This is a genomic window from Faecalibacterium sp. AF10-46 (assembly GCF_003604105.1).
In the GTDB taxonomy this organism is placed as follows: domain Bacteria; phylum Bacillota; class Clostridia; order Oscillospirales; family Ruminococcaceae; genus Faecalibacterium; species Faecalibacterium taiwanense.
Genome location: NZ_QVGY01000002.1, coordinates 13399 through 37226, shown reverse-complemented (window position 1 = coordinate 37226; position 23828 = coordinate 13399). Strand labels below are relative to the sequence as shown.

Here is a 23828-nt window from a genome sequence, read left to right as displayed (position 1 = left end):
AATGGCAGGAATCGGATTTGAATTAAAAAAGTTATTTCGGCGCAAGGGTTTGTTTGCATGGCTGCGCGCCTACGGCTATGCCGGCATCATCTGCACTGGACCGATGCTGCTGGGTATTGCGCTGCAGCTTGGTATTCTGTTGCTGTGCAGCTGGGCCGGGGCCGAGCGTACCCAGCAGGACTTGCTGGTGTGTATGGTCACCTATACGCTGCTGTCCTCGCTGACTGTCACCAGCTTTTTCTCCATGCCTGTGACCCGCTATCTGGCCGATATGCTGTACGAAGAACGCGAGGATGCAATTCTCCCCTCTTTCTGGGGGTCCAGCGTCCTGATGCTGCTGATTGGCTGCATCCTGTACGGCATCTTTCTGTTGTTCTCCGGCGCAACGCTCCTGCAGGGGCTGTTATGTTTATGGCTGTTTGCCGAGATGATCCTGAACTGGAACGGCATGAGCTACCTGACCGCTATCAAGGATTACCGGGGCATCCTGTGCTCCTTTCTGGCGGCGATCGCGCTGTCTTTCGGGCTGGGATATCTGCTCGTCTTTATTCTGGGTGCTCCTGTACTGGAAGGCATGCTGTTTTCCATTACGATGGGGTATGGCCTGATGATGGTGTGGGATGTGGTGCTGCTCTACCGCTATTTCCCGCAAAGCGATGACAGCCCATGGACCTTTCTGCGCTGGGTCGATCGGTTTCTGCCTCTGGCGTTTACCGGCCTGTGCACAAACCTCGGCCTGTTCTCCCATCTGGTCCTATATTGGTCCGGGCCGATCGGCGTGCAGGTAAAGGGCCTGTTTTACGGCGCACCTTACTACGACGTTCCGGCTCTGATCGCCTTTTTAAGCATCCTGATCACCAGCATCAACTTTGTGGTGTCTGTAGAGGTAAACTTCTATCCGAAATACCGGGATTATTACAGCCTGTTCAACGATGGCGGTGTTGTGGGCGATATCGTTACCGCTGAAGAAGAAATGCTGGCAGTGCTCAACCGGGAGCTTCGCTTCACTGCCCTCAAGCAGCTGTTCTGTACGGCAGGGGTCATTTCACTGGCGGGCACGCTGCTGAATCTTTTACCGCTTGGCTTCAATGATCTGATGCATGGCTATTTCCGGACATTGTGCGTGGGATACGGCTTATACGCCGTTGGTAATACGGTGCTGCTGATCCTGCTTTACTTTACAGATTATCTGGGTGCTGTTCTGGCGGCAGCTGTGTTTGCAGCCAGCACCACTGCCTTTACCCTGCTCTCACTGCTCTTCAACACAGCATTTTATGGTTTCGGATTTCTGGCAGGTGCAGCGCTTTTTTATCTGGTTGCTCTGTTTCGTCTGGATGCCTTTACCGCCAACCTGCCCTATCGGGTATTGGGTCAGCAGCCTATCGTAGCCGAAACCAAAGAACATCTTTTTACACGCCTTGGCATTTTTCTTGAAAAACAGGATGCCAAAACAGCAAGGCAGACCATCAGGAGGGAAAATCGATCACATGAATGAGGAGTTTCTGATTTCGCGCCGCAGGATGCTGGGGTTGAGCGTTGCGCTGGCTGGTCTGTGCGCAGGCTGCGCAGTTTTACCTGTGGAAAGTGACAGCGCCGGATCCGCTGCCGCCAGTGCAGAAAGCAACCAGTCCATTGAAAAGGCTCCCGCATCTGAAATCAACAGTGTCCACCTGCGCGACAACGCAGAGCTGTACAACGTCTACGATGACAGCGGCATTGTAACGATGTACCTTACCGTGAGCCGCGGCAATGACAGCGAAAATACAAACCACAGCTGGGCAGAGATCAACCATTATTCCGCTTACGACTACACGGCGATGGGCGTAGCACGCTATCAGGTGAATGGTCTTTTGCAGGTGGGCGATGAAAACGGCCCCCTTGCCGGCGAAGTTGGTTACGATACACTTGCCCCAAATGCCACGGTACAAATACGCGGTCAGACTTCCAGCCGTTATACTCAGAAAAACTACAAGGTCAAATTAAAGAAAAACAAAGGCAGCTGGCGAGGCCAGCGCACGATCGCACTGAATAAGCATCAGGGTGAGGGACTGCGCTTCCGTAACAAAATGGCCTATGACCTTATTAAAGGCATCGACCAGATGATGGGCTTGCGCACCCAGTTCGTTCATCTTTATGTGAAGGATCTGACCGATAGCGCCAGCGGTGTTTTTGAGGATTATGGTTTGTACACGCAGGTAGAACAGCTGAATAAAACAGCCCTTAAGGCGCACGGTGTGGATCCAAACGGACAGCTGTATAAAATCAATTCTTTTGAGTTCTACCGATATGAAGATGTCATTCGTCTTACAACAGACCCAGCATATGACCAAACTGCGTTCGAAAAGCACTTGGAGATAAAAGGAAACAGCGACCATTCCAAACTGATCAAAATGCTGGATGTTCTCAATGATGAATCCTCTTCTATGGACGATGAGCTATTTGTAACGTACTTTGATAAAGAAAACATTGCATATTGGATGGCATTTCAGTTGTTAACCGGCAATACGGACACCCAAAATCGCAACGTCTACTTGTACAGCCCTCAAAACTCCAGCAAATGGTACTTGTGGGACTGGGACAATGACGGTATGCTCCGCCGCCGGGAACGTGAGATCATTAACTTCTCCGACTCCGAAAGTTGGGAACGTGGTGTAAGCAATTACTGGGGCAATGTCCTGTTCCGGCGCTGTCTGCAAACGCAAAGTTACCGCGATCTGCTGGATACCGCCATGAAGGAGCTTTATGCTTACATGAATGAGGAACGCATTCAGTCCATGATGGAGCATTACCGAAGCGTAACGGAAAAATATGTCTGGCAGATGCCGGACCGAATGAACGTTCCCATCACACATGACGAATACGAAGAGGTCCTGAAAAGTATCTGGCCGGAAATTGATGAAAATTATAATTACTATTGGGAGAGCTACCGCAAACCCATGCCATTTTATATTGGCGAGCCGCAGGTGGTAAACGGCTCCCTTCTGCTGACCTGGGACCCCTCTTATAACTTCGAGATTGAAAACATTTACTATACTGTTGAGCTTGCAAAGGATTATCTGTTTACGACTACGTTCTTTCGGCAGGAGAATCTGATCCTGCCAGAGCTTACTATGGATACGCTCCCGGCCGGGCAGTATTTTTTGCGCGTAAGAGCGACCAATGCCTCTGGTTATACGCAGGATGCCTTTGACTACTATGTTACCGAAGCAGGCAAGCATTATGGCATGCTCTGCTTTTACGTCCAGCCGGACGGCAGCATTGCGGAGGACACCTATGAAGATGTCTAAGCCTCAGATATCGATGCTGTATCATCAGTTGTTGGCCCCTCCACGATGCACAGGCACAGAGCACTATCGTCATGAACTAAAGTATCTTATCTCGTGGGCCGACAAGGCCGAGCTGACCGCGCGGATGTCCCCTATCCTCAAACTGGACCCCCATGCAACGAACGGCGGCTACTTCATTCGCAGCTTATATTTTGACGATTACTGGAACACCGCTTATGAAGAAAAGGATGCCGGCGTGCTGCTGCGCAAGAAATACCGCATCCGCATTTATAACTGCAGCGACCGCAGCATCAAGCTGGAGCGAAAGAAAAAATTTGGCAGTTATATCTATAAAGAAGCCGCGCCTCTGACCCACGCAGAGTTTGATTCCATTCTCGCCGGGGACTATGATTTTCTCCTGCATAGCCGTTACCGCCTGTGTCAGGAGTTCTATACCGAGTGTATCTGTAACATGCTGCGTCCCCGTGTTATTGTAGACTACGACCGCGAGCCATGGATCATGGATGCCGGTACGGTACGCATCACCTTTGATACGGATGTACGCGCCGCGGTTGGCAGCCGGGATATCTTCGACTCCACGCTTCCTGCGCTTCCGGTGCTGGAACCGGGTAAGCTGGTAATGGAAGTAAAATTTACAGAATATCTGCCCCAGATCGTCCGGAATCTTCTGCCGCCCCGTGCGCAGGAGCTTACGGCTGTATCAAAATATGTCCTCTGTTGTGACAAAACCGCCTATATGAACGGATTTGCATACTGGCAGGAGACCTGAGCCCTATAGAAAGGAACCTTTCGCCCATGAGCACAAAAGACTTTATCAAAAAATCCGTCCTGAACACCTTTACCCAATACGATGCTCCCAAACTGGCGCTTGCCCTGCTGACTGCACTGGCATTGGGAATCCTCATCTATCTGGTCTATCGGCAGTTTTATACCGGCGTTGTATATTCCCGCAGCTTTGCTGTCACGTTGGTTGGCATGTGTGTGCTGACCTGCATGGTAACGCTGGCCATCAGTACCAACGTTGTCATCTCCCTTGGTATGGTCGGTGCGTTGTCTATCGTCCGCTTCCGTACTGCCGTCAAAGACCCTCTGGATCTGTTATACCTGTTCTGGTCGATCACTACCGGCATTACAGCCGGTGCCGGTATGTACGCATTGGGCCTTGTAACAGCCGTTGTCATGATCGGGATGATCCTCTTTTTCTACCACTGGCAGGCCAAAGGCAGAGTGTACATTGCGGTCATTCACTATCTTGGTACAGACGCAGAAGACGATATCGTTCGTGCCTTTGGCCGCTGCAAATTTGTGGTAAAGTCCAAGACCATGCGCAAGGATAGCACCGAAATGGCGGTAGAGGTATTCAGCAAAGACCCGAATCTGGAATTTACAGATCGCCTGCGCGCCGTAAATGGCGTACAGGATGTTACACTGATCCAATATAATGGCGAATACCATGGATAAGCTTTCAAAAGGTTTCGTATCTGCGGTTTGTCTGCTTGGGGTGGGGTTTGGTATGGTTCGGAATATGATCTGCACGCGTACCTATCAGGAAGATCCGTCTGCCTTTTCCAACGCACAGATCGGCTACGCTCCAATGGTAGGCAGTACGGACCATCCGAATGCCACATTGCGCTATCTGGAGCTGACATGGCGAGAGGTGGAACCAACGGAAGGCCAGTATGCGTGGGATGCTATCGAACAGCGGTACGGACTTGCCGCCCTGCGCGAGCAGGGCATCCATCTGGTACTGCGGTTCGTTTGTGACGTACCCGGCCAGAAGAAGCACCTTGATATTCCGGAGTGGTTATATGCTCAGACTGCCGATGGCAGCTGGTACAGTACCTCGTATGGCAAAGGTTATTCCCCGGATTATGCAAACGATATCCTTCGTGCCGCACACCATAAAGTTGTTTCAGCCTTGGCCGAGCATTTTGACGCAGATGGCTTTGTGACTTATGTAGAACTGGGCAGTCTCGGCCACTGGGGCGAATGGCATATCAAAAGCAGCGATGGTCTTGTACCTATGCCGGACGAAACCATTCGGGATCAATATGCAACAGACTATCTGAATGCATTTTCCAATGCAAAGCTCCTGATGCGGCGACCGTTCAACATCGCTGTAAGTAACCGGCTTGGTCTTTACAACGATATGACCGGCCACGAAAAGGACACCAATGAGTGGCTGAACTGGATCAAAAACGGCGGCTGGTACGGCAAAGAAGCGAATGGACTTTCTGCTATGCAGAATTTCTGGCAGGATGCGCCCGTAGGCGGCGAGTTTACCAGCAGCCTGCCGATGGAGGAGCTGCTGGACACAGAGCTTTCCCGCACACTGCAGCTATTGGATGCTTCTCACATGAGCTTTCTTGGTCCGAAAGCAGCACAGCCTGCATATTCACAGGGATATCAGGCGGTCTTAAAGCGTTTGGGCTACCGGCTCCGTGTGACAACACTGAAGCTGATGCCGCATGACGGAGAAGCTGTGGTCAGCTTGACTGTGGCAAATGAGGGTGCCGCCCCATTTTATTGGGATTGGGCAGCGAATCTTTATCTGGAGAGCGCAGACGGTACCACGCTAAGCACGGTGCAGCTTCCTCTTTCTCTTCCGAAATTGATGCCCGGCGAAACGCAGACCGTAGAGGTTGTTCTGAAGGAAGTTGATCTATGGGCGCTCTTATTGCTTCACAAGGAGCACCTGACGATTGGCATTGTAGATCCCATGACCGACCGTGATGCCGTGCGATTTGCTATGAATGCACCGCAACAAAACGGACGAACCGTTTTGTTTTAATTGTTCCACTGTATCATTACACCGCTTGATCAGGCAAAGGCACAGTTCGATACGAACTTCTTCGGCACAGTCAATGGGAACAAGGCGGTCCTGCCGTACATGCGCGAAGCAGGAAAAGGACACATAGAGAAATATATTTGCCAGACAGGAGATTTAATATGATTTTGAGAGCAAAGAAATATGTGGCAGTGTTACTGGTTTTTGTATGCGTGTGTATGATGTTTTTTCCCCTGACTGCATATGCAGCCGAGGACAGTTCGCAGCATGAAACTGTCAAAGTCGGTTTCTTTGCCATGGATGGTTATCATGTGATGGATGAAGAAGGCAACCGCAGTGGGTATGGCTATGATTTTCTTCGGCTGATGGCCCGTTATTGGGATGTAGATTACGAATATGTCGGATATGATAAGAGCTGGGATGATATGCAGCAGATGCTTGAAGATGGCGAGATTGATATGGTAACATCTCCCCGCAAAACACCGGAAAGAGAAGAAACGTTTGATTTTTCACGTCCGATCGGAACCAATAATGGGATTCTGACCGTCCGCAGTGACAACAGCACGATTGTGGATGGCAATTACAGTACTTACAACGGTATGCGTGTGGCATTTTTGAACGGAAGCTCACGAGATAAAGAGTTTGCGGATTTTGCAGACAATAAAGGATTTACATATGATCCATTTTATTTTGATACGACAGCAGAGATGGAGGAAGCTCTTCAGAGCGGAAATGTTGATGCGATTGCTGCCACTTCTATGAGAAAAACAAACAATGAGCGTATCGTGGATAAATTTGACAGCAGCGATTTCTATGTCATTGTTAAAAAAGGTAATACAGAATTGCTGAATGAGATCAATTATGCAATCGACCAGATGAATGCAGTTGAGGGTGACTGGAAAACGACGCTTCGTAATAAAAATTATGAAAGCATACAAACTAAGAATCTGGAATATACGGAGAAAGAAAAAAGTATAATTTCACAGTATTCCAAGGAAAACCCGCTTCATGTTCTGTGTGATCCGACCCGTTATCCATATTCTTATAATGAAAATGGTGAGATGAAGGGTATTATCCCGGATTACTTCCGGAAAATTGCAGACTATGTCGGGATTTCCTATGAGTTTCTTACACCTGCCACCAGAGATGAGTATATTGCTTATCAGAAAAATAAGGAAACTACAGATATTAGCATCGATGCGCGCCTGGAAACAGATAACTATGCTGAGACGAAAAAATGGGGGATTACTGCACCTTTCATTACGATGCAGCTGGCAAGGGTGACACGGCGTGACTTTGATGGAAAAATCAATGTTGTTACTACTGTTGACCAGACAGCATCTAATTCAATTGAAGATGCAATGGCACCCGGTGCAGAAAAACTGATGTGCAGTACCCGACAGGAAATGATGGAAGCTGTCCGTAAGGGTAAAGCAGATGCTGCCTTCGTCTACTATTACATGGCACAGGCGTTTGTGAACAGTGACACTACGGGCACAATGACATATACTCTGCTGGAACAGCCTACATTCACCTACCGCATGGTGATTTCATCAACTGAGAACCATGCGCTGGCTGGTATTCTGACGAAAGCAATGTATGCCATGCCCCAAAATCTTGTTGAAGATCTTGCAGCACAGTATACCACATACAAAGCAACAGAGCTGACATTTGTTGACTGGATCCGTCTGTATCCTGTTGTTACTGTTTGGGCTCTACTTATTTTTGGATGGCTGCTGACTGCTATGGCTGTGATAATGGTGCGTCTCAGTGCAAGAAAAAAAGCTCAGAAGGCGGCTCAGGAGAAAGCTGAGGAAATGGCGGAACTGGCAGAGCATGCACAGGCTGCAAACAAGGCAAAAACAGCATTTTTGTCACATATGTCCCATGATATGAGGACACCGATGAATGCAATCATAGGATTTACCGGTATTGCAATGAAAAACAATCCGTCAGACGAAGTGAAAAATTGTCTGGAAAAGATTGACGAAAGCTCAGAGTATTTACTGTCGCTGATCAATGATGTATTAGATCTGACCCATATCGAAAGTGGAAAAGTGAAATACGATCCGGTACCGGCGGATGTGAAAAACATTACAGATTCTGCATTGGATATTATAAAAGGCTTTCTTACGAACAGGGATATCAACTTTAAGATTCAGCGTGAAGACGCAAAGATTCCAAATGTACTTGCGGATCCTGCACGCCTGCGCGATGTGCTGGTCAATATTCTGAGCAATGCCGTAAAATACACTCCGGATGGAGGGACGATTACATTTGAAGCCCAGTGTCAGGAAAAGGGCGGGGATGGATATATAAATATACGTTACCGCATTTCGGATACTGGTATTGGCATGAGTGAGGAATTTACAAAAGAAGTTTTTGAGGAATTTACACAGGAAGATTCCGATGTGAGAACGCAGTACCACGGAGTTGGACTGGGGATGGCTATCGTAAAGAAGTATGTGGATATGATGGGCGGAACCATTTCTGTGCAGAGTAAAAAGCATGAGGGAACCACATTTACTGTGGATATTCCTTTGGAAATTACAGATAAGGAATGTAATAAGTCAGACACAGGTTTTTCTGAAAAGGTAGATCTTACAGGTGTGAAGGTCCTTCTTGTAGAGGATAATGAACTGAATGCAGAGATTGCTGCCGTGCAGTTGGAAGAGCTCGGGATGAATGTAGAAAGAGCTGTGGATGGAAAGAATGCTGTTGAGATGTTCAGAAATCATCCGAAAGGCACATTTGATGTAATCCTGATGGATGTCATGATGCCTGAAATGAATGGTTATGAAGCGACAAAAGCAATCAGGGCAATGAATGACAGACCGGATGGAAAAAACATTCCTATTATAGCAATGACAGCTAATTCATTTGCAGAAGATGTTCAGGCATCACTGGATGCAGGAATGAACGCACATTTGTCAAAGCCGATTGTGATGGATGAAGTTATAAAAACGATTTTAAGGTATGTACATAATTGACGAGTGGACTTGTTCCGCTGTGGCTTTTCTGGTGGTGGGGCGGTGCAATCTCTACGCTCCTTCTGCCTGAAGACCGGTGGCCCCTTTTGCGTGAAAAAACGCAAAATTCATAGGCCGGGGGCAGCAGATTATCAGAAGATTCTTCAGGCAATCTCTCCGATTCTTGCCTTGCTGAGCGAAAAAAGAGCGTCCGCGATCCGCCAGTATCTGAAATACCGTCTGCACTACCTGAAATCTGCCATGGGGTGATAAAATGGCCTATGGCAATGCGTCAGCATGATGCCATACGCCCCAAAGACAGGGTGGACGGGCGATGTTCCGGCAAAAAAGAATGGACAGACGAATAAAATTCATCTGTCCATTCGATTTGGCGGAGCATCAGGGAGTCGAACCCTGGCACCGGTCTCCCGGCCTATCGCATTTCGAGTGCGACCTCTTACGACCACTTGAGTAATGCTCCACATATTAAATTTTAGAATGCTCCGTGCATTCTGGGAAAACTTTGGAGAGAATTTCAGGAGAGAACGACCGAAAATCGTTCACTCTCGAAGTCGGAAAACCCGCATGAAACCTAGCAAAACCGGAAACCCACTTCCAAAAAGCCAGTTAGATTTCGAGTCGTTCTCGTTACGACCGCTTCGATACATCTCCATATATTAGCCTTTACAGTATATCAAAAAAGCGGTTTTTCGTCAACACTTTTCTTCCGTTACGGCACGGCCCGGCTGCAAGCCATACGCAGCCGGGCCGTTTTGCGTTTTTGGGGCAGAAAGCGCGGTTTCTTTGCAAAAAAGGCTGTTCTTTTGGGCGGGAGCCGAGTATAATAGGAACGATATTTTTCAAATTTGAAGTACAGAGGAGAGCATTCCAATGGCACAGGCAAAACAAGATATGGGCACCGGCAGCATCAAAAAGCTGATGCTGCAGCTCATGATCCCCGCCGTGGTGGCGCAGGTGGTGAACCTGCTGTATAACATCGTGGACCGCATTTACATCGGCCACATTGCGGGCATTGGCGCGGCAGCTCTGACCGGCGTGGGGCTGTTCACACCCATTCTGATGCTGCTGAACGCTTTTGCCATGCTGGTGGGCGCGGGCGGCGCGCCGCGCACCGCCATTGCTCTGGGGCAGGGGGACAGGCAGCGGGCCGAAAAGATCATCTCCAACAGCTTTACCGTGCTGATGTTCTTTGCCGTGGTGCTGACCATCGGCTTCTATGCCGGGGCACCGGTGCTGCTGCGGCTGTTCGGTGCCAGCGATGCCACCCTGCCGTACGCCCTGGGCTACAGCCGCATCTACATTGCAGGCTCGGTGTTCGTGCTGGTGGTGCTGGGCATGAACCCTTTTATCACCACGCAGGGCTTTGCCAAGACCAGTATGCTTACCACCGTGATCGGCGCGGTGATCAACATTATTCTCGACCCCATCCTAATCTTCGGGTTCGGGCTGGGCGTGCGGGGCGCGGCCATTGCCACGGTGCTCAGTCAGGCCGTGGGCGCGGCATGGATCATCCGCTTCCTCACCGGCAAAGAGACCCTCCTGCGCCTGCGCAGGGACTATCTGCGCCCGGAGCGCAATGTCATCCTGCCGGTGATGGCTCTGGGCATCTCCACCTTTGTGATGCTCTCCACCGAGAGCCTGCTTTCCATCAGCTTCAGCTCCAGTCTGGCGCGGTACGGCGGCGATGTGGCCGTGGGTGCCATGACCGTCATCACCAGCGCATCCCAGCTGTGCACGCTGCCCATTCAGGGCATCTGTCAGGGCGGACAGCCGGTGATGAGCTTCAACTTCGGCGCAGGCAAGAAGGCCCGCGTCAAGGAAGCCTTCCGTTTTCAACTGACGCTGTGCGGGGCCTACACCTGTGTGTTCTGGCTGTTGATGATGCTGTTCCCCGGCGCGGTGGCGGGCATTTTCACCTCGGACACCGCACTGATCCAGTACACCACGTGGGCCATGCGCATTTACATGGCGGGCATTTTTGCCATGGGCTTCCAGATTGCCTGCCAGCAGAGCTTTATGGCGCTGGGGCAGGCTAAGGTCAGCCTGCTGCTGGCCTGCCTGCGCAAGATCATTCTGTTGATCCCTCTCATCTTCATTCTGCCGCACGTTCTGCCGGATGCAGTGTTCGGCGTGTTTCTGGCCGAGCCGGTCAGCGACATTCTGGCCGCCACCATCACCACCATCACCTTCTTTGCCCGGTTCGATAAAATTCTGGACAGGGGAGCGATGAAAGTATAATGATTTAAACATCGTGCCTGCCGTTTTTACCCGGCAGGCACGATGTTTATGCAGGATCGTCCGGCTTTTCCCGACGGGAGAGGAACACATCCTTATTAAAGGGTGAAACATAGGTGCATTCATATTGCAGCGCCCTGATGCGGCTATACACAAAAATGCTACCATCCCGCAGTACGCCGCGCGATGTGATCTCCATTGCCGGAACGCCTTTTTTGCTTCCCAGAAGTTCCGCGTGCTCTGCATCCAGTGCGCCGGCATGGTAGTTGGTGATAAAATAGGCAATACGGTATTTCTGCTGCAAGGCGTAGTTCTGGATGGAATCCTCCAGCACGTCCTTGTTCAGCCCCGGAAACAGCGCCAGCGGCATCCAGCCGGTTTCTACCTGACTGATCTCATACCGTACAATACGGATGCGCCGGAACTCCCACAGTTTCTGACCGGTTTTCAGGTTGAAGATGCGCTGCAGTTCGCTGGAAGGTTCGACCTGCTTCAGATAGATCAGCTTGGAACGCAACTCATCGTAAGGCACTTCGGTCAGCGAATTGTACACCATCGGATGCCCCAGAGCGCGCTTATTGACATAGGTTCCATCGCCCTGCGTCATATAGATCAGCCCGATGGACTGCAGCCGGGACATCACCTTCTGGATTGTAAACCGAGACACATGATACAACCCTGCCAGCTCCCGCTGACTGGGCAGTTTATCCATAATCGTCTTGCGCTGGAAGATCTTGCTGATGAGGTCGGTCACAATAAAATCCGTCTTTTTTGCGCTCATTGTAACGCCCTCCCAAAATTCATTTCCTCAAAAAGAATACCACAGAGCGTACAAATTTGTAAAGCTCTGTGGTAAAGATCGTTTTTCAGATTTACGGTGTCACCAGCGTGCCGTCCGGGATGCGGCTCTGCGTCCACTCATGCGGACGATACCGAACCGGATATTTTGCAATTTCTTCCTCGTCGATATCCACACCGATGCCCGGACGCTCAATAGGGTAGAAGTAGCCGCCTTTTGCCTCGTTGTAGCCGGGGAAGCAGGCTTTGATCTTATCCTTCAGCTCGATGTTCTCCTGAATGGCCGCGTTGTGCAGATGGATATTCAGATGGGTATTCACCGCAACACCGATAGGCGTGATATCCGAAGGCGTATGCCACGCGATGCGCACACCAAACGGCTCGCAGAAATGCGCCAGTTTGACTGCCGGGGTAATGCCGCCCAGCTGGGAGACATGGCAGCGCAGATAATCCACGCGGCGGTTGATGACCAGTTCTTTCCATTCCATCGGGTTATTGAACAGCTCGCCGGTGGCAATGGGGGTCGCGCACTGGCTGCGCAGCTGTCCCAGCCACTCGTTCTGATCCGGGGAAAGCAGATCCTCCAGGAAGAATGGCTTGTACGGCTCCAGATCCTTTGCAAACTGGATGGCCTGATTCGGGGTCAACCGCTCATGCACATCGTGCAGGATGTGGAATTTGCTGCCGTACTTTTCCCGCAGCTTGCCAAACATATACACTGTATTGCGCATATAGTCGTCCTGATTGAAGTAGGTGCCGGGAATGGGATCTTCCGGGGTATGCAGCTCATCCGGGATGCCGCCGTAAAAACCCAGCTGGCAGCGGATGTGGCGGTAGCCCTCGTTGTAAATGCGATCCACCTCGCGGTACAGTTCCTCCATCGTATCAGCAACGGCATGGGTATAGGCAGGGATGGCCGTTCGTGCCTTGCCGCCCAGCAGCTGATACAGCGGCATATCTGCCAGTTTGCCCTTGATGTCCCACAAAGCCATATCAATACCGGCCACTGCATTGTTGATGACCGGGCCATTGCGCCAGTAGGAGTTGACCATCATCAGGTTCCACAGATCCTCGATGTCGTTGGCATCGCGGCCGATGAGAATCGGCTTGAGGTAATCCTCCACCACGCACTTGACCGCCAGCGGACGCTGCTGGAACGTAGCGCAGCCCACACCGTAAACGCCCTTGTCGGTCAGCACCTTGACGGCGACCAGATTGTGCCGTTCCGGATTTGTGACGAAGCATTTGATATCTGTAATGATCGTAGGTTTCATAAAAACACCTCTTTAAGTATCCCGAAAAGTGTTCGTGTCTTTTGTCTGCAAGACTATTCAACCATACCTTGCCCGGCAAATCAATTCCTGCTTTTTATTTGGGCCAAAAGTCAAAATAAAACAGTCCAATTTTAGAAATATTTTTGTAAATAAAACGTAAAACCGATTATTTTTGTATTTTATCAGCAGAAATGGACCGTTTTACAAGCCAAAATGGTTGTGCTATCATGAAGTCACAACGCACGTGCTGGATTTTCGCTTTGGAACACAATCAAAAAAGAAAAGGAAATCGAAGAAGGAGGCTCTCCCTTATGGAAAAGACCGAAGTCGTCGCCAAGATTATCGAGTATGTCGGCGGCAAAGACAATGTTGTGAACACATGGCATTGCATGACCCGCCTGCGCTTTGAGCTGAAGGATACCAGTAAGATCCAGGAGGATGCCATCAAAGCTCTGGACGGTGTCATTGGTGTGCAGTTTGCCAAGGGGCAGCTGCAGATCGTACTGGGCACCAGTGTCCACAAGTATTACGACATCGCCCTGCAGCAGCTGGACCTGAAAGAGGACACCGCTCCTGCACAGCCGGAAAAGAAGAAGGATTTCATCTCCTGGTTCATGGATATGGTGTCCGGCGTGTTCGGCCCCATCGTACCCGCCATCGCCGGTGCCGGTATGATCAAGGGTCTTATGGGCGGTCTGGTGGCTCTGGGCGTCGTATCCAATGCCACCGACACCTATAAGGTCATTGACATGCTGGCCAGCGGCGTATTTACCTTCCTGCCGTTCTTCATTGCCGCATCGGCTGCAAAGAAGTTCAAGACCAACCAGTATCTGGCCATTGCCATTGCCGCTACCCTGATGTACCCCACCATGGTGGATGCCGCCAAGGCAGGCGAGATCAGCAACTTCATGTTCGCCGGTGTGCTGCCCATCCCGGTGTTCAACTACTCCGGCTCGGTCATTCCCATCATCTTCGGCGTGTTCGCCCTGAGCTACATCTACAAATGGGTGGATAACATTGTGCCCGAAGCTGCCCGCACCGTCATCACTCCCACCATCACCCTGTTTATTTCCGGCTTCTTCGCTCTGACTGTCATCGGCCCCATCGGCATTTACATCGGCAAAGCACTGGCATGGATGCTGGATGTTCTGTTTGGCATCTCTCCCATTTTCGCAGGCGTCGTCATGGGCCTGATCCGTCCCGCTTCCATTCTGGTGGGTATGCACCACGCCATGACCCCCATTGCACTGGAGAATTTTGCTACCAAGGGCTATGATATGCTCATGCCCATGATGTTCATTGCAAATCTGTCCATTGTGGGTGCCGCCGCAGGCTGCTATTTCAAAGAAAAGAGCCAAAAGGAACGTTCCATCGTTCTGTCCTCCGTTCTGTCCGGCATTCTGGGCATCACCGAGCCTGCTCTGTTCGGCGTGCTGACCAAGTACAAGAAGGGTTTCCTTGCAGCTACCATCGGCAGCTGCGTGGGCAGCGCTTTCATCGGTGCTTTCGGTGTGCGTCTGTACGGCTACATCACCTCCAGCATCTTCAGCATTCCCGCTTACATCGGCCCCTACTTCCTCTATGCAGCCATTGGCTGGATCATTGCGTTCGGCCTGTCCTTTGTTCTGAGCTATCTGTTCGTGGTCAAGATGGACCGTAGCTGAACCGTTTTTCTTCCATAAAGCAAAAAATGCCTCTGGCAGATGCCGGAGGCATTTTTTGTGTTTTCTGTTTTTATTTTCCCGCCAGAAGAATGGCCAGCACGGCTTTCTGCACGTGCAGGCGGTTCTCGGCTTCATCGAAGATCTCCGGTGCGTGCTGCTCGAACACTGCCGAGGAGATCTCCTCACCCCGGTGGGCGGGCAGGCAGTGCAGCACCATGACATCGGGCTTTGCGCTTTCCAGCAGCTTGCCGGTGAGCTGGAAGCCCACAAAATCCCGCAGGCGCTGCTCACTTTCCGGCGTGCCGGGCTTGGCGGTGTTCCACACAGCCGTTGCCACCACGTCGGCATCCTGAATGCCCTCGGCAGGGTCTGCGGTCAGGTGGAAGGCGCTGCCGTACTTGTGGGCGAACATCAGCACATCCGCCGCCGGGCGGTAGCTCTGCGGGCAGACACAGGTGATCTGCATCCCAGCCAGCAGTCCGCCCACGATGAGGCTGTTTGCCATGCTGCTGCCGTCACCGACAAAGCAGAGCTTCCGGCCCGCAAGGCTGCCCCGGCGCTCCCGAATGGTCATCAGGTCGGCCAGAACCTGGCAGGGATGGGCGTAATCCGTCAGGCCGTTGATCACCGGCACACCGGCCAGCTCGGCAAACTCTTCCAGATCGCTCTGGCGGTAGGTGCGCCACACCACGCAGTCGTAGTAGCGGCCCAGCACCCGGGCGGTGTCCTTGAGGGGCTCGCCGCGCCCGGCCTGCAGCTCGGCGGTGTTCATGTAGTTGCCCAGACCGCCCAGCTGGTACACACCCACCTCAAAGCTGGTGCGGGTGCGGGTGGATGCCTTGGAGAACATCAGGGCAACCGTCTTTCCTGCCAACAGCGGGGCCGTGCCGCCCAGCTTCTGCTGTGCCTTGAGCTGGTCGGCCACATCCAGAATGTGGGTCAGCTCGGCAGGGGAGAGGTCGCTCATTTTCAGCAGATTTTTCATGCCTGCTCCTTCGGAGCCGTCGGCTCCATCTTGCCCAGCACATCGCTCAGGATCTCCAGCGCCATGTCCACATCGTGCTCGCTGAGGGTCAGCGGCGGCAGCAGGCGCAGGCGGGTCTTGGCTGTCAGCACCAGCAGGCCCGCTTCGCGGCAGGCGACCAGCACATCTGCGGCCTTGAGGTCGTAGAACTCGATGCCCACCATCAGGCCGATGCCGGAAATGCTCTTGACATGGGGCAGCTTTGCGATGCCTGCGCGCAGCTGGACGGCGCGCTCGTTGACATTGGCAAGGAAGCTCTGATCCATGCGGTCCACCACCACGTTGGCACCGGCGCAGACCACCGGGTTGCCGCCGAAGGTGGAGCCATGGGTGCCGGGGCCCATGCCCTCGGCTACCTTTTCGTTCATCAGCACTGCGCCGATGGGCAGGCCGCCGCCCAGACCCTTGGCCAGCGTGACCACATCCGGCTTGAGGTTGTAGTGCTCGCAGCACAGGAAGGTGCCGGTGCGGCCCACGCCGGTCTGCACCTCGTCTACGATGAGCACAAGATCTTTTTCGTCGCAGAGCTTGCGCACGGCCTGCACGTAGTCCGGGTCCAGCGCCATCACGCCGCCCTCGCCCTGAATGAGTTCCAGCATCACGGCGCAGGTTGTGCGGTCCACCAGCTCCTCCAGCGCTTCGATATCGCCTGCCGGAGCATACAGGAAGCCCTCGTTGAAGGGGCCGAAGTAGTTGTGGAACACCTCCTGACCGGTGGCGGTCAGGGTGGCGATGGTGCGGCCGTGGAAGCTGTTCACCAGCGTGATGACCGTGGTGCGGTCCTTGCGGTAGTGGTCCACGCTGTACTTGCGCGCAGCCTTAATGGCACCCTCGTTGGCCTCGGCACCGGAGTTGCCAAAGAACACCTTGCTCATGCCGGTGCGCTTGCACAGCTTTTTGGCCAGCTTGCCGCAGGGGGCCGTGTAGTAGAGGTTGGAGGAGTGCTGCAGCTTATGGGCCTGCTCGGAAACGGCCTCGGCCCAGTCCAGATCACAGTAGCCAAGGCTGTTCACGCCAATGCCGCTGGTAAAATCCAGATACTGCTGACCCTCGGGGCCTGCGGCGCGCAGGCCGTGGCCTTTTTCCAGCACAATAGGGTTGCGGTTATAGGTGTGCAGGACGTATTCGCCGTCCCGCTTGATGACTTTTTCAGAATCCATAGGTGTACCCTCCTGTGAACAGAAACTGTGAACAGAAAACCCTCTCAGGCGCTTTCGCGCCAGAAAATGCTGGCAAAGGCTTGAGAGGGTCATTTTTCTTATTATACCGCCTGCACGGCACCTGTGCAATGCTTATTCGCGGTGGCTGCGGCGGTAAAAGCGGGTGCCGGAGCCGCGGTCGGAGAACAGCTCCAGCAGGATGGAGTGGGGCACGCGGCCATCGATGATGACCGCCTCGTGCACGCCCTGATAGATGGCATCGGCCATGCCGCCGATCTTGGGGATCATGCCGCCCGCAATGATGCCGGCGGACTTATAGCCCTCGATCTCGGACACCTCCACCTCGGGGATGAGGGTGCTCTCGTCGTCCTTATCCCGCAGCAGGCCCGCGATATCGGTCATGGATACCAGCTTCTCCGCTTTCAGCGCAATCGCGATCTGTGCAGCGGCGGTGTCGGCGTTCACGTTGTAGGCCTGACCCAGATCGTCCATGCCCACCGTGGCGATCACGGGGATGAAGCCGCCGTCCAGCAGGCTTGCGATCAGGGTAGCGTCCACATGCACGATCTCGCCCACATGGCCCAGCTGGGGGTCCAGCTCGGTGCAGCGCAGCATCTGGCCGTCCATGCCGCACAGGCCCACGCCGCGGCCGCGCAGCTTTGCCACCAGATCTTTGTTCACCTTACCGGCCAGCACCTGCTGCACGATCTCCATGGTGGCATCGTCAGTCACGCGCAGACCGTTTGCGAAATGGCTCTCCACGCCCACTTTTTTGAGCATCTCGTTGATGGCCGGGCCGCCGCCGTGCACCAGCACCACGCGCACACCCAGCAGGGTAAGGGTGACCAGATCGTTCATGACGGCATTTTTCAGTTCTTCGTTGATCATGGCATTGCCGCCGTACTTTACCACCATGGTCTTTCCGTGATACTTCTGGATGTAGGGTGTCGCCTCAGAGAAAAGGCGCGCCATTTCTTCGTTTTTCATATACTCTCCTTGCCGCCAGCACGCTTGCTCCGGCATTCGTTTTCCACCAGACGAACTCCTTCCGTCATCGCTACGCGATGCTACCCATTCCCCTTCTGGCACTTTCGTGCCACCTCCCCCGGCCGGGGGAGTCTTTCTCAAGGAGGGAGGCTTTCAGGCTCCCTCCGTGAGGGGGCTGTCGCCGCAGGCGACTGGGGGAGTTCCATTAAGTTCTATAGTCGCCGTTGATCTTGACGTAATCGTAGGTCAGATCGCAGCCCCATGCCTTTGCGGATGCATCGCCGGTGCCCATGTCCACCTTGACCAGCACATCGTGCTCAGCCAGCACCTTGGCGGCTTCGTCCTCGCTGTAGGGGTGGTAGGCGGCGTTTTCGCACACATACACCTCACCGGCCTTGCTGGAAAGCCACACGCAGACCTTATCAATGGAGAAATCGCCGGGGGTGTAGCCGATGGCGCACAGGATGCGGCCCCAGTTGGCGTCGCGGCCAAAGACCGCCGCCTTGAACAGGTTGGAGCACACCACGCTGCGGCTGACGGCACGGGCGGTCTTCAGGTCGGGGGCGTGGGTCACTTCGCAGGTGATGAGGTGGGTGGCACCCTCGCCATCACCGGCGTGCTCGGCACACATGTGCTCTGCAATGGCAGTCAGCGCCGCAACAAAGGCTTCGTAGTCCGCGTTCTCCTCGCAGATCTCCGGGTTGCCTGCAAGGCCGGAAGCCATGATGATCAGGGTATCGTTGGTGGAAGTGTCCAGATCCACGCTCATCTGGTTGTAGGTGCCGGGCACCACGGTCTTGAGGGCCTTTTCCAGCAGGATGGGCGAGACCGCCGCATCGGTGGTGTAGAAGGCCAGCATGGTTGCCATATTGGGGGCAATCATGCCGCTGCCCTTGCCAATGGCACCCACCGTGCAGGTCTTGCCGCCCAGCTCGAACTGGATGGCGTATTCCTTTTTGTGGGTGTCGGTGGTCATGATGGCGGTGGCAGCGTCGGTGCTGCCCTGCTCGTCCGCAGCCAGCTTTGCGGCGGCGGCAGGAATGCCCCGGGCAAAGGGGTCGATGACCATGGGCTGACCGATGACACCGGTGGAAGCGGGCAGCACGTCCTGCGGGTCGATGCCCAGCTCCTTGCCCACCAGCTCACAGCATTCTTCGGCCAGAGCCACGCCGTTGGCGGCGCAGGTGTTGGCGTTGCCGCTGTTCACGATGATCGCCTGTGCATAGCCGTCCTTCAGGTGGGCGCGGTCCACCTTGATGGGTGCACCGCAGACCTTGTTGGTGGTGTACACACCGGCGGCGGCGCAGCGCACGTCCGCCTTGATGAGTGCCAGATCGTATTTTTCTGCATGGTTTGCGCGGATGCCGCAGTGCACGCCAGCCGCTGCAAAACCCTTGGGCGCGCAGATGCCGCCCGCAACTTCTTGATACTGCATAATGATCTTCCTTTCCCACAAAGAAATACTTCTCACGCAAACAGGCTCGCCCTCTCAGGCTCACATACGTTCGCCAGCTCCCCCAAAGGGGGAGCCCTTGGCAGTCCACGCAGACTTCATCTCTTTGCCAAGGCCTCTCCCTTTGGGAGAGGTGGATTTGCGCAGCAAAGACGGAGAGGGCGAGGACGCTGCCCATATGCGATACAAGTTTATTCCAACCCTTCGGTCTCTTCCAGCCCCAGCATCAGGTTCATGCACTGGACCGCTGCGCCGGAGGAGCCTTTGCCCAGATTATCGAACACAGACACCAGCATCATCTGGTCGCCTGCAGCGTTCACAGTCATGTACAGCTCCATGCGGTCGGTACCGGCCATGGCATTGGAGTACAGGCCGTTCTCCGGCAGGGCTTCGTTCAGAGCGTGCACCTTGACGGTGGCAGCGTCCTTATAGTACCCGGCAATGCCCTTGGCCACCTGTTCGGCGGTGCTGCCCGCCAGCGTCAGATCCAGCGGCACCAGCACCTGCATGCCGCAGTAGTAGTCGCACACCACCGGCACGAACATGGGGGTGTGGGCAAGGCCGCTGATCTTCTGCATCTCGGGCAGATGCTTATGGGCAAGGCCCAGACCGTAGCTCTTGGGTGCATCCAGCTTGCTGTGTGCCGGACGGTTAGAGCTTTCGTACTCGGCGATCATCTTTTTGCCGCCGCCGGAGTAGCCGGAGATGCCGGTGCAGCTGAAGGGGTAATCCTTCGGTACAAGCCCCAGCTCCACCAGTGGGCGGGCAATGCTGATAAAGCCGCTGGCATAGCAGCCGGGCACTGCCACGCGGTAAGACTTCTGGATCTTTTCCTTCTGGCCCGCCAGCTCCGGGAAGCCGTAGTCCCATGCGGCATCGGTGCGGAAGGCGGTGGAGGTGTCCAGCACCTTCACGTCCGGGCGCAGCAGGGGCATGACCTCTTTGGAAGCGGCATCCGGCAGGCAGAGGAAGGCGAGGTCGGCAGAGTTGATGACCCTGGCGCGCTCGTTCACATCCTTGCGGCCCTCTGCGGAAATGGAAAGCAGCTCGATCTCCGGGCGTTGTGCCAGACGGTCGGCAATGCGCAGGCCGGTGGTGCCGGAAGAGCCATCAATAAAAACTTTCACGCTCATGCGTTCTTTTCCTCCCACGCATCCAGCTGTGCGTTTGCCAGTGCGATCTGGTTGTTCACGCTGGCTTCGCTGGGGCCGCCGTAGCTGGTGCGGCCCTCGCAGCACTTGACCAGATCAATGGCATCGTAGATATCGTTCTCGAACAGAGCGCTGTAGCCCTTGAACTCGTCGAGGGTCAGCTCTTCAAGGGTCTTGTCCTTTGCGATGCAGTCGGACACCATGCAGCCGGTCAGCTTGTAGGCATCGCGGAAGGGCATCCCCTTCTTGGTGAGGTAGTCGGCGCAGTCGGTGGCGTTGATAAAGCCCTTGGCGGCGGCGCGGCGCATGTTGGCCGGAATGGTCTTCATGGTATCCAGCATGGGAGTGACCGTCTTCAGGCACAGCTCCAGCGTATCCACTGCGTCGAAGATAGCTTCCTTATCTTCCTGCATGTCCTTGTTGTAGGCGAGGGGAATGCCCTTCATCATCACCAGAAGGGTGTTCAGGTCGCCGTAGACGCGGCCGGTCTTGCCGCGGATCAGCTCGGTAACATCCGGGTTCTTCTTCTGCGGCATGATGGAAGAGCCGGTGGTAAAGGCATCGTCCAGCTCAATGAACTTGAACTCCCAGCTGCACCAGAGGATGATCTCCTCAGAGAGGCGGGACAGGTGCATCATGCAGATGGAGATAGCGCTTGCCAGCTCGATGCAGAAATCCCGGTCGGACACGCCGTCCAGACTGTTGGCGCAGGGGACGGCAAAGCCCAGCTTTTCGGCGGTGAAATCCCGGTCCAGCGGGTAGGTGGTGCCGGCCAGCGCGCCGCTGCCCAGCGGGCACTGTGCGTCCATGCGGGCGGTGGCATCCTCAAAGCGCTGCAGGTCGCGCAGAAGCATGGAAGCGTAGGCCATCAGGGCGTGGCCAAAGGTGATGGGCTGGGCACGCTGCAGATGGGTGTAGCCGGGCATGACGGCGGTGGTGTTCTCCGCTGCCTTTTTGCACAGCACCCGCACCAGCTCCACGATGTAGGCCTGCAGGGTGTGGCTGTAGTCCCGCAGGGTCAGGCGGATATCCAGCGCCACCTGATCGTTGCGGCTGCGGCCGGTGTGCAGCCGCTTGCCCGCATCGCCGATGCGGGCGGTGAGGGTCTGCTCCACAAAGGTGTGCACATCCTCGGCACCCGGGTCGATCTCCAGCCTGCCGGCTGCCAGATCGTCGGCGATGGAAGCCAGACCGTTGAGGATGTCCTCACAGTCCTTTTCCGAGATGATGCCCTGCTTTGCCAGCATGGCGGCGTGCACGCCGCTGCCGCGCATATCCTGCGCGATCATGCGCTGATCGAACCGGATGGAGGAGTTGAAGTCGTTCACGCGGGAATCCACGGCCTTGGAAAAACGGCCCTTCCAGAGTTGTTCTGCCATAGTTTTATCCTTTACTTTATGTCCGGGAACCGCTGCCCCGCGGCAAGCATCCTCGCCCTCTCCGTCTGCTCACTGCGTTCGCATCCACCTTTCCCAAAGGGAGAGGCCTTGGCAGTACGGCAAAGTTTCCGGTTTTGCCAAGGGCTCCCCCTTTGGGGGAGCTGTCACCGAAGGTGACTGAGAGGGCAAGCCCGTTACCACATACAGCAGCCATTCGTCAATTTCTTCTAAAAAACGGCAAAGCCGCCGCAGGGGAAAACGCTCCTGCGGCGGTGCCGCCGGCAACGATGCCGGTTGGATGGAACTTCCGTGTGAAAGTGTGAAAACACACGAAAGGGAAGATGTTACAGCTGATTACTTGATCTCCGGCCAGTTCTTGGACAGCTTTGCGCGCTCCTTGATGGACAGGCCGAACAGGTTGATGAAGCCTGCGGCATCAGCCTGATTGTAGTCCTCGTCCTCGCCGAAGGAAGCAGTCTGCTCGTCGTACAGGGTGTACGGAGAGGTGACACCTGCGTTGATCATGTTGCCCTTGTAGAGCTTGAGCTTCACATCGCCGGTGACGGTCTTTTCCAGACTGTCGGCAAAGGCATCCAGAGCCTCGCGCAGCGGGGTGAACCACTGGCCGTTGTAAACGATATCGGCGTACTTCTGGGCCAGCTGAGCCTTGAAGTGAGAGCTTTCCTTATCCAGAGTGATGGTCTCCAGAACGTTGATGGCCTTGTACAGGATAGCACCGCCCGGGGTCTCGTAGACGCCGCGGCTCTTCATGCCCACCAGACGGTTCTCCACGATATCCAGCAGGCCGATGCCGTTCTCGCCGCCCAGCTTGTTCAGGTATTCCACCAGCTCCACAGCGCCCATCTCCTTGCCGTCAACGGCGGTGGGGATGCCCTTTTCAAAGTGGATGGTCACATAGGTGGGAACGTCGGGAGCCTGCTCGGGGCTGACACCCAGCTCCAGGAAGCCGGGCTTGTTGTACTGCGGCTCGTTGGCGGGGCTTTCCAGATCGAGGCCCTCGTGGCTCAGGTGCCACAGGTTCTTGTCCTTGGAATAGTTGGTCTCACGGTTGATCTTCAGGGGGATGTGGTGAGCCTCGGCGTAATCGATCTCCTCGTCACGGCTCTTGATATCCCACTCACGCCACGGAGCAATGATGGCCATATCCGGGCACAGGGCCTTGAGGGTCAGCTCAAAACGCACCTGATCGTTGCCCTTACCGGTGCAGCCGTGGCAGATGGCATCTGCACCTTCCTTGATGGCGATATCTGCCAGAGCCTTGGCGATGCAGGGACGTGCAAAGCTGGTGCCCAGCAGGTAATCCTCGTACTTTGCGCCGAACTTCAGGGTGGGGAAGATGTAGTTCTCCACAAAGTCCTTCTTCAGGTCCAGCACGTACAGCTTGGAAGCGCCGGTAGCCTTGGCCTTTTCTTCCAGACCGTCCAGCTCGGTGCCCTGACCCACGTCACCGGAGACGGCGACGACCTCGCAGTTGTTGTAGTTTTCCTTCAGCCAGGGAATGATGATGGAGGTGTCCAGACCGCCGGAGTATGCCAGAACGACTTTTTTGATGTTTTCCTTTTTCATGATGATTGCTCCTTTTAAAAATACACTTTTGTTCCCTGATGCAAGCATCCC

General features: G+C 54.4%; 18 protein-coding genes and 1 tRNA gene. 9 read left to right on the top strand and 10 right to left on the bottom strand.

Annotation, left to right across the window (positions count from 1 at the left end; genetic code table 11):
* Position 1: 1 nt before the first annotated feature.
* The 7 genes from pelG to DWV57_RS14415 all read left to right on the top strand — a co-directional run bounded on the left by pelG (position 2) and on the right by DWV57_RS14415 (position 9314).
* Entirely contained in the window at positions 2–1495 is a 1494-nt protein-coding gene (pelG, locus tag DWV57_RS03350; RefSeq protein WP_120019957.1) for an exopolysaccharide Pel transporter PelG, read from the top strand.
* A complete protein-coding gene (locus tag DWV57_RS03345) occupies positions 1488–3287 on the top strand; it encodes a CotH kinase family protein (protein WP_120019956.1) in 1800 nt (599 codons plus the stop codon). Before pelG ends, DWV57_RS03345 begins: the two co-directional genes overlap by 8 nt.
* Positions 3274–4056 (top strand): polyphosphate polymerase domain-containing protein, encoded by a 783-nt coding sequence (locus DWV57_RS03340; protein WP_097776861.1) that lies wholly within the window; start codon positions 3274–3276, stop codon positions 4054–4056. Before DWV57_RS03345 ends, DWV57_RS03340 begins: the two co-directional genes overlap by 14 nt.
* Before the next feature lie 26 nt (positions 4057–4082).
* Positions 4083–4748, top strand: coding sequence for a DUF4956 domain-containing protein (locus DWV57_RS03335; protein WP_097776860.1), 666 nt, complete (start codon positions 4083–4085; stop codon positions 4746–4748).
* Positions 4741–6078 carry a DUF4832 domain-containing protein gene (locus DWV57_RS03330; protein ID WP_158576333.1) on the top strand — a complete coding sequence of 446 codons (1338 nt, stop codon included), beginning with the start codon at positions 4741–4743 and terminating at the stop codon, positions 6076–6078. Before DWV57_RS03335 ends, DWV57_RS03330 begins: the two co-directional genes overlap by 8 nt.
* Before the next feature lie 158 nt (positions 6079–6236).
* Positions 6237–9065 (top strand): transporter substrate-binding domain-containing protein, encoded by a 2829-nt coding sequence (locus DWV57_RS03325; RefSeq protein ID WP_120019955.1) that lies wholly within the window; start codon positions 6237–6239, stop codon positions 9063–9065.
* 90 nt (positions 9066–9155) lie between these two features.
* Positions 9156–9314, top strand: a complete 159-nt coding sequence (locus tag DWV57_RS14415; RefSeq protein WP_158576332.1) for a hypothetical protein — start codon at positions 9156–9158, stop codon at positions 9312–9314.
* Between the two features lie 119 nt (positions 9315–9433).
* Here the strand turns inward: DWV57_RS14415 and DWV57_RS03320 are convergent.
* Positions 9434–9525, bottom strand: a tRNA-Ser gene (locus tag DWV57_RS03320).
* Positions 9526–9935: 410 nt separating this feature from the next.
* On the opposite strand from DWV57_RS03320, the gene DWV57_RS03315 reads away from it, so the two are divergent.
* On the top strand, positions 9936–11303 hold the full coding sequence (locus DWV57_RS03315) for an MATE family efflux transporter (RefSeq protein WP_120019954.1): 1368 nt from the start codon (positions 9936–9938) through the stop codon (positions 11301–11303).
* 46 nt (positions 11304–11349) lie between these two features.
* Here DWV57_RS03315 and DWV57_RS03310 read toward each other — a convergent pair whose 3' ends face one another.
* Positions 11350–12081, bottom strand: coding sequence for a GntR family transcriptional regulator (locus tag DWV57_RS03310; RefSeq protein ID WP_118527480.1), 732 nt, complete (start codon positions 12079–12081; stop codon positions 11350–11352).
* A 91-nt stretch (positions 12082–12172) separates the two neighbouring features.
* Positions 12173–13372 carry an enolase C-terminal domain-like protein gene (locus tag DWV57_RS03305; RefSeq protein ID WP_120019953.1) on the bottom strand — a complete coding sequence of 400 codons (1200 nt, stop codon included), beginning with the start codon at positions 13370–13372 and terminating at the stop codon, positions 12173–12175.
* A 311-nt stretch (positions 13373–13683) separates the two neighbouring features.
* Between DWV57_RS03305 and DWV57_RS03300 the strand changes: the two genes are divergently transcribed.
* Positions 13684–15036, top strand: a complete 1353-nt coding sequence (locus tag DWV57_RS03300) for a PTS transporter subunit EIIC (RefSeq protein WP_120019952.1) — start codon at positions 13684–13686, stop codon at positions 15034–15036.
* A gap of 70 nt (positions 15037–15106) precedes the next feature.
* Here DWV57_RS03300 and argF read toward each other — a convergent pair whose 3' ends face one another.
* The 7 genes from argF to DWV57_RS03260 form a co-directional block, all read right to left on the bottom strand.
* Positions 15107–16021, bottom strand: a complete 915-nt coding sequence (gene argF, locus DWV57_RS03295; RefSeq protein ID WP_120019951.1) for an ornithine carbamoyltransferase — start codon at positions 16019–16021, stop codon at positions 15107–15109.
* Positions 16018–17220, bottom strand: a complete 1203-nt coding sequence (locus tag DWV57_RS03290; protein ID WP_118527472.1) for an aspartate aminotransferase family protein — start codon at positions 17218–17220, stop codon at positions 16018–16020. The genes argF and DWV57_RS03290 overlap by 4 nt, the downstream gene beginning before the upstream one ends.
* 132 nt (positions 17221–17352) lie before the next feature.
* Positions 17353–18207, bottom strand: coding sequence for an acetylglutamate kinase (gene argB / locus DWV57_RS03285; RefSeq protein ID WP_118527470.1), 855 nt, complete (start codon positions 18205–18207; stop codon positions 17353–17355).
* Between the two features lie 205 nt (positions 18208–18412).
* Entirely contained in the window at positions 18413–19642 is a 1230-nt protein-coding gene (gene argJ / locus DWV57_RS03280; RefSeq protein ID WP_005938553.1) for a bifunctional glutamate N-acetyltransferase/amino-acid acetyltransferase ArgJ, read from the bottom strand.
* A gap of 209 nt (positions 19643–19851) precedes the next feature.
* On the bottom strand, positions 19852–20793 hold the full coding sequence (gene argC / locus DWV57_RS03275; protein ID WP_120019950.1) for an N-acetyl-gamma-glutamyl-phosphate reductase: 942 nt from the start codon (positions 20791–20793) through the stop codon (positions 19852–19854).
* Positions 20790–22190 carry an argininosuccinate lyase gene (gene argH / locus DWV57_RS03270; protein WP_120019949.1) on the bottom strand — a complete coding sequence of 467 codons (1401 nt, stop codon included), beginning with the start codon at positions 22188–22190 and terminating at the stop codon, positions 20790–20792. Before argH ends, argC begins: the two co-directional genes overlap by 4 nt.
* Positions 22191–22544: 354 nt before the next feature.
* The gene (locus tag DWV57_RS03260) at positions 22545–23777 is read right to left on the bottom strand and encodes an argininosuccinate synthase (protein ID WP_120019947.1); all 1233 of its coding nucleotides are present in this window, start codon (positions 23775–23777) and stop codon (positions 22545–22547) included.
* Positions 23778–23828 lie beyond the last annotated feature (51 nt).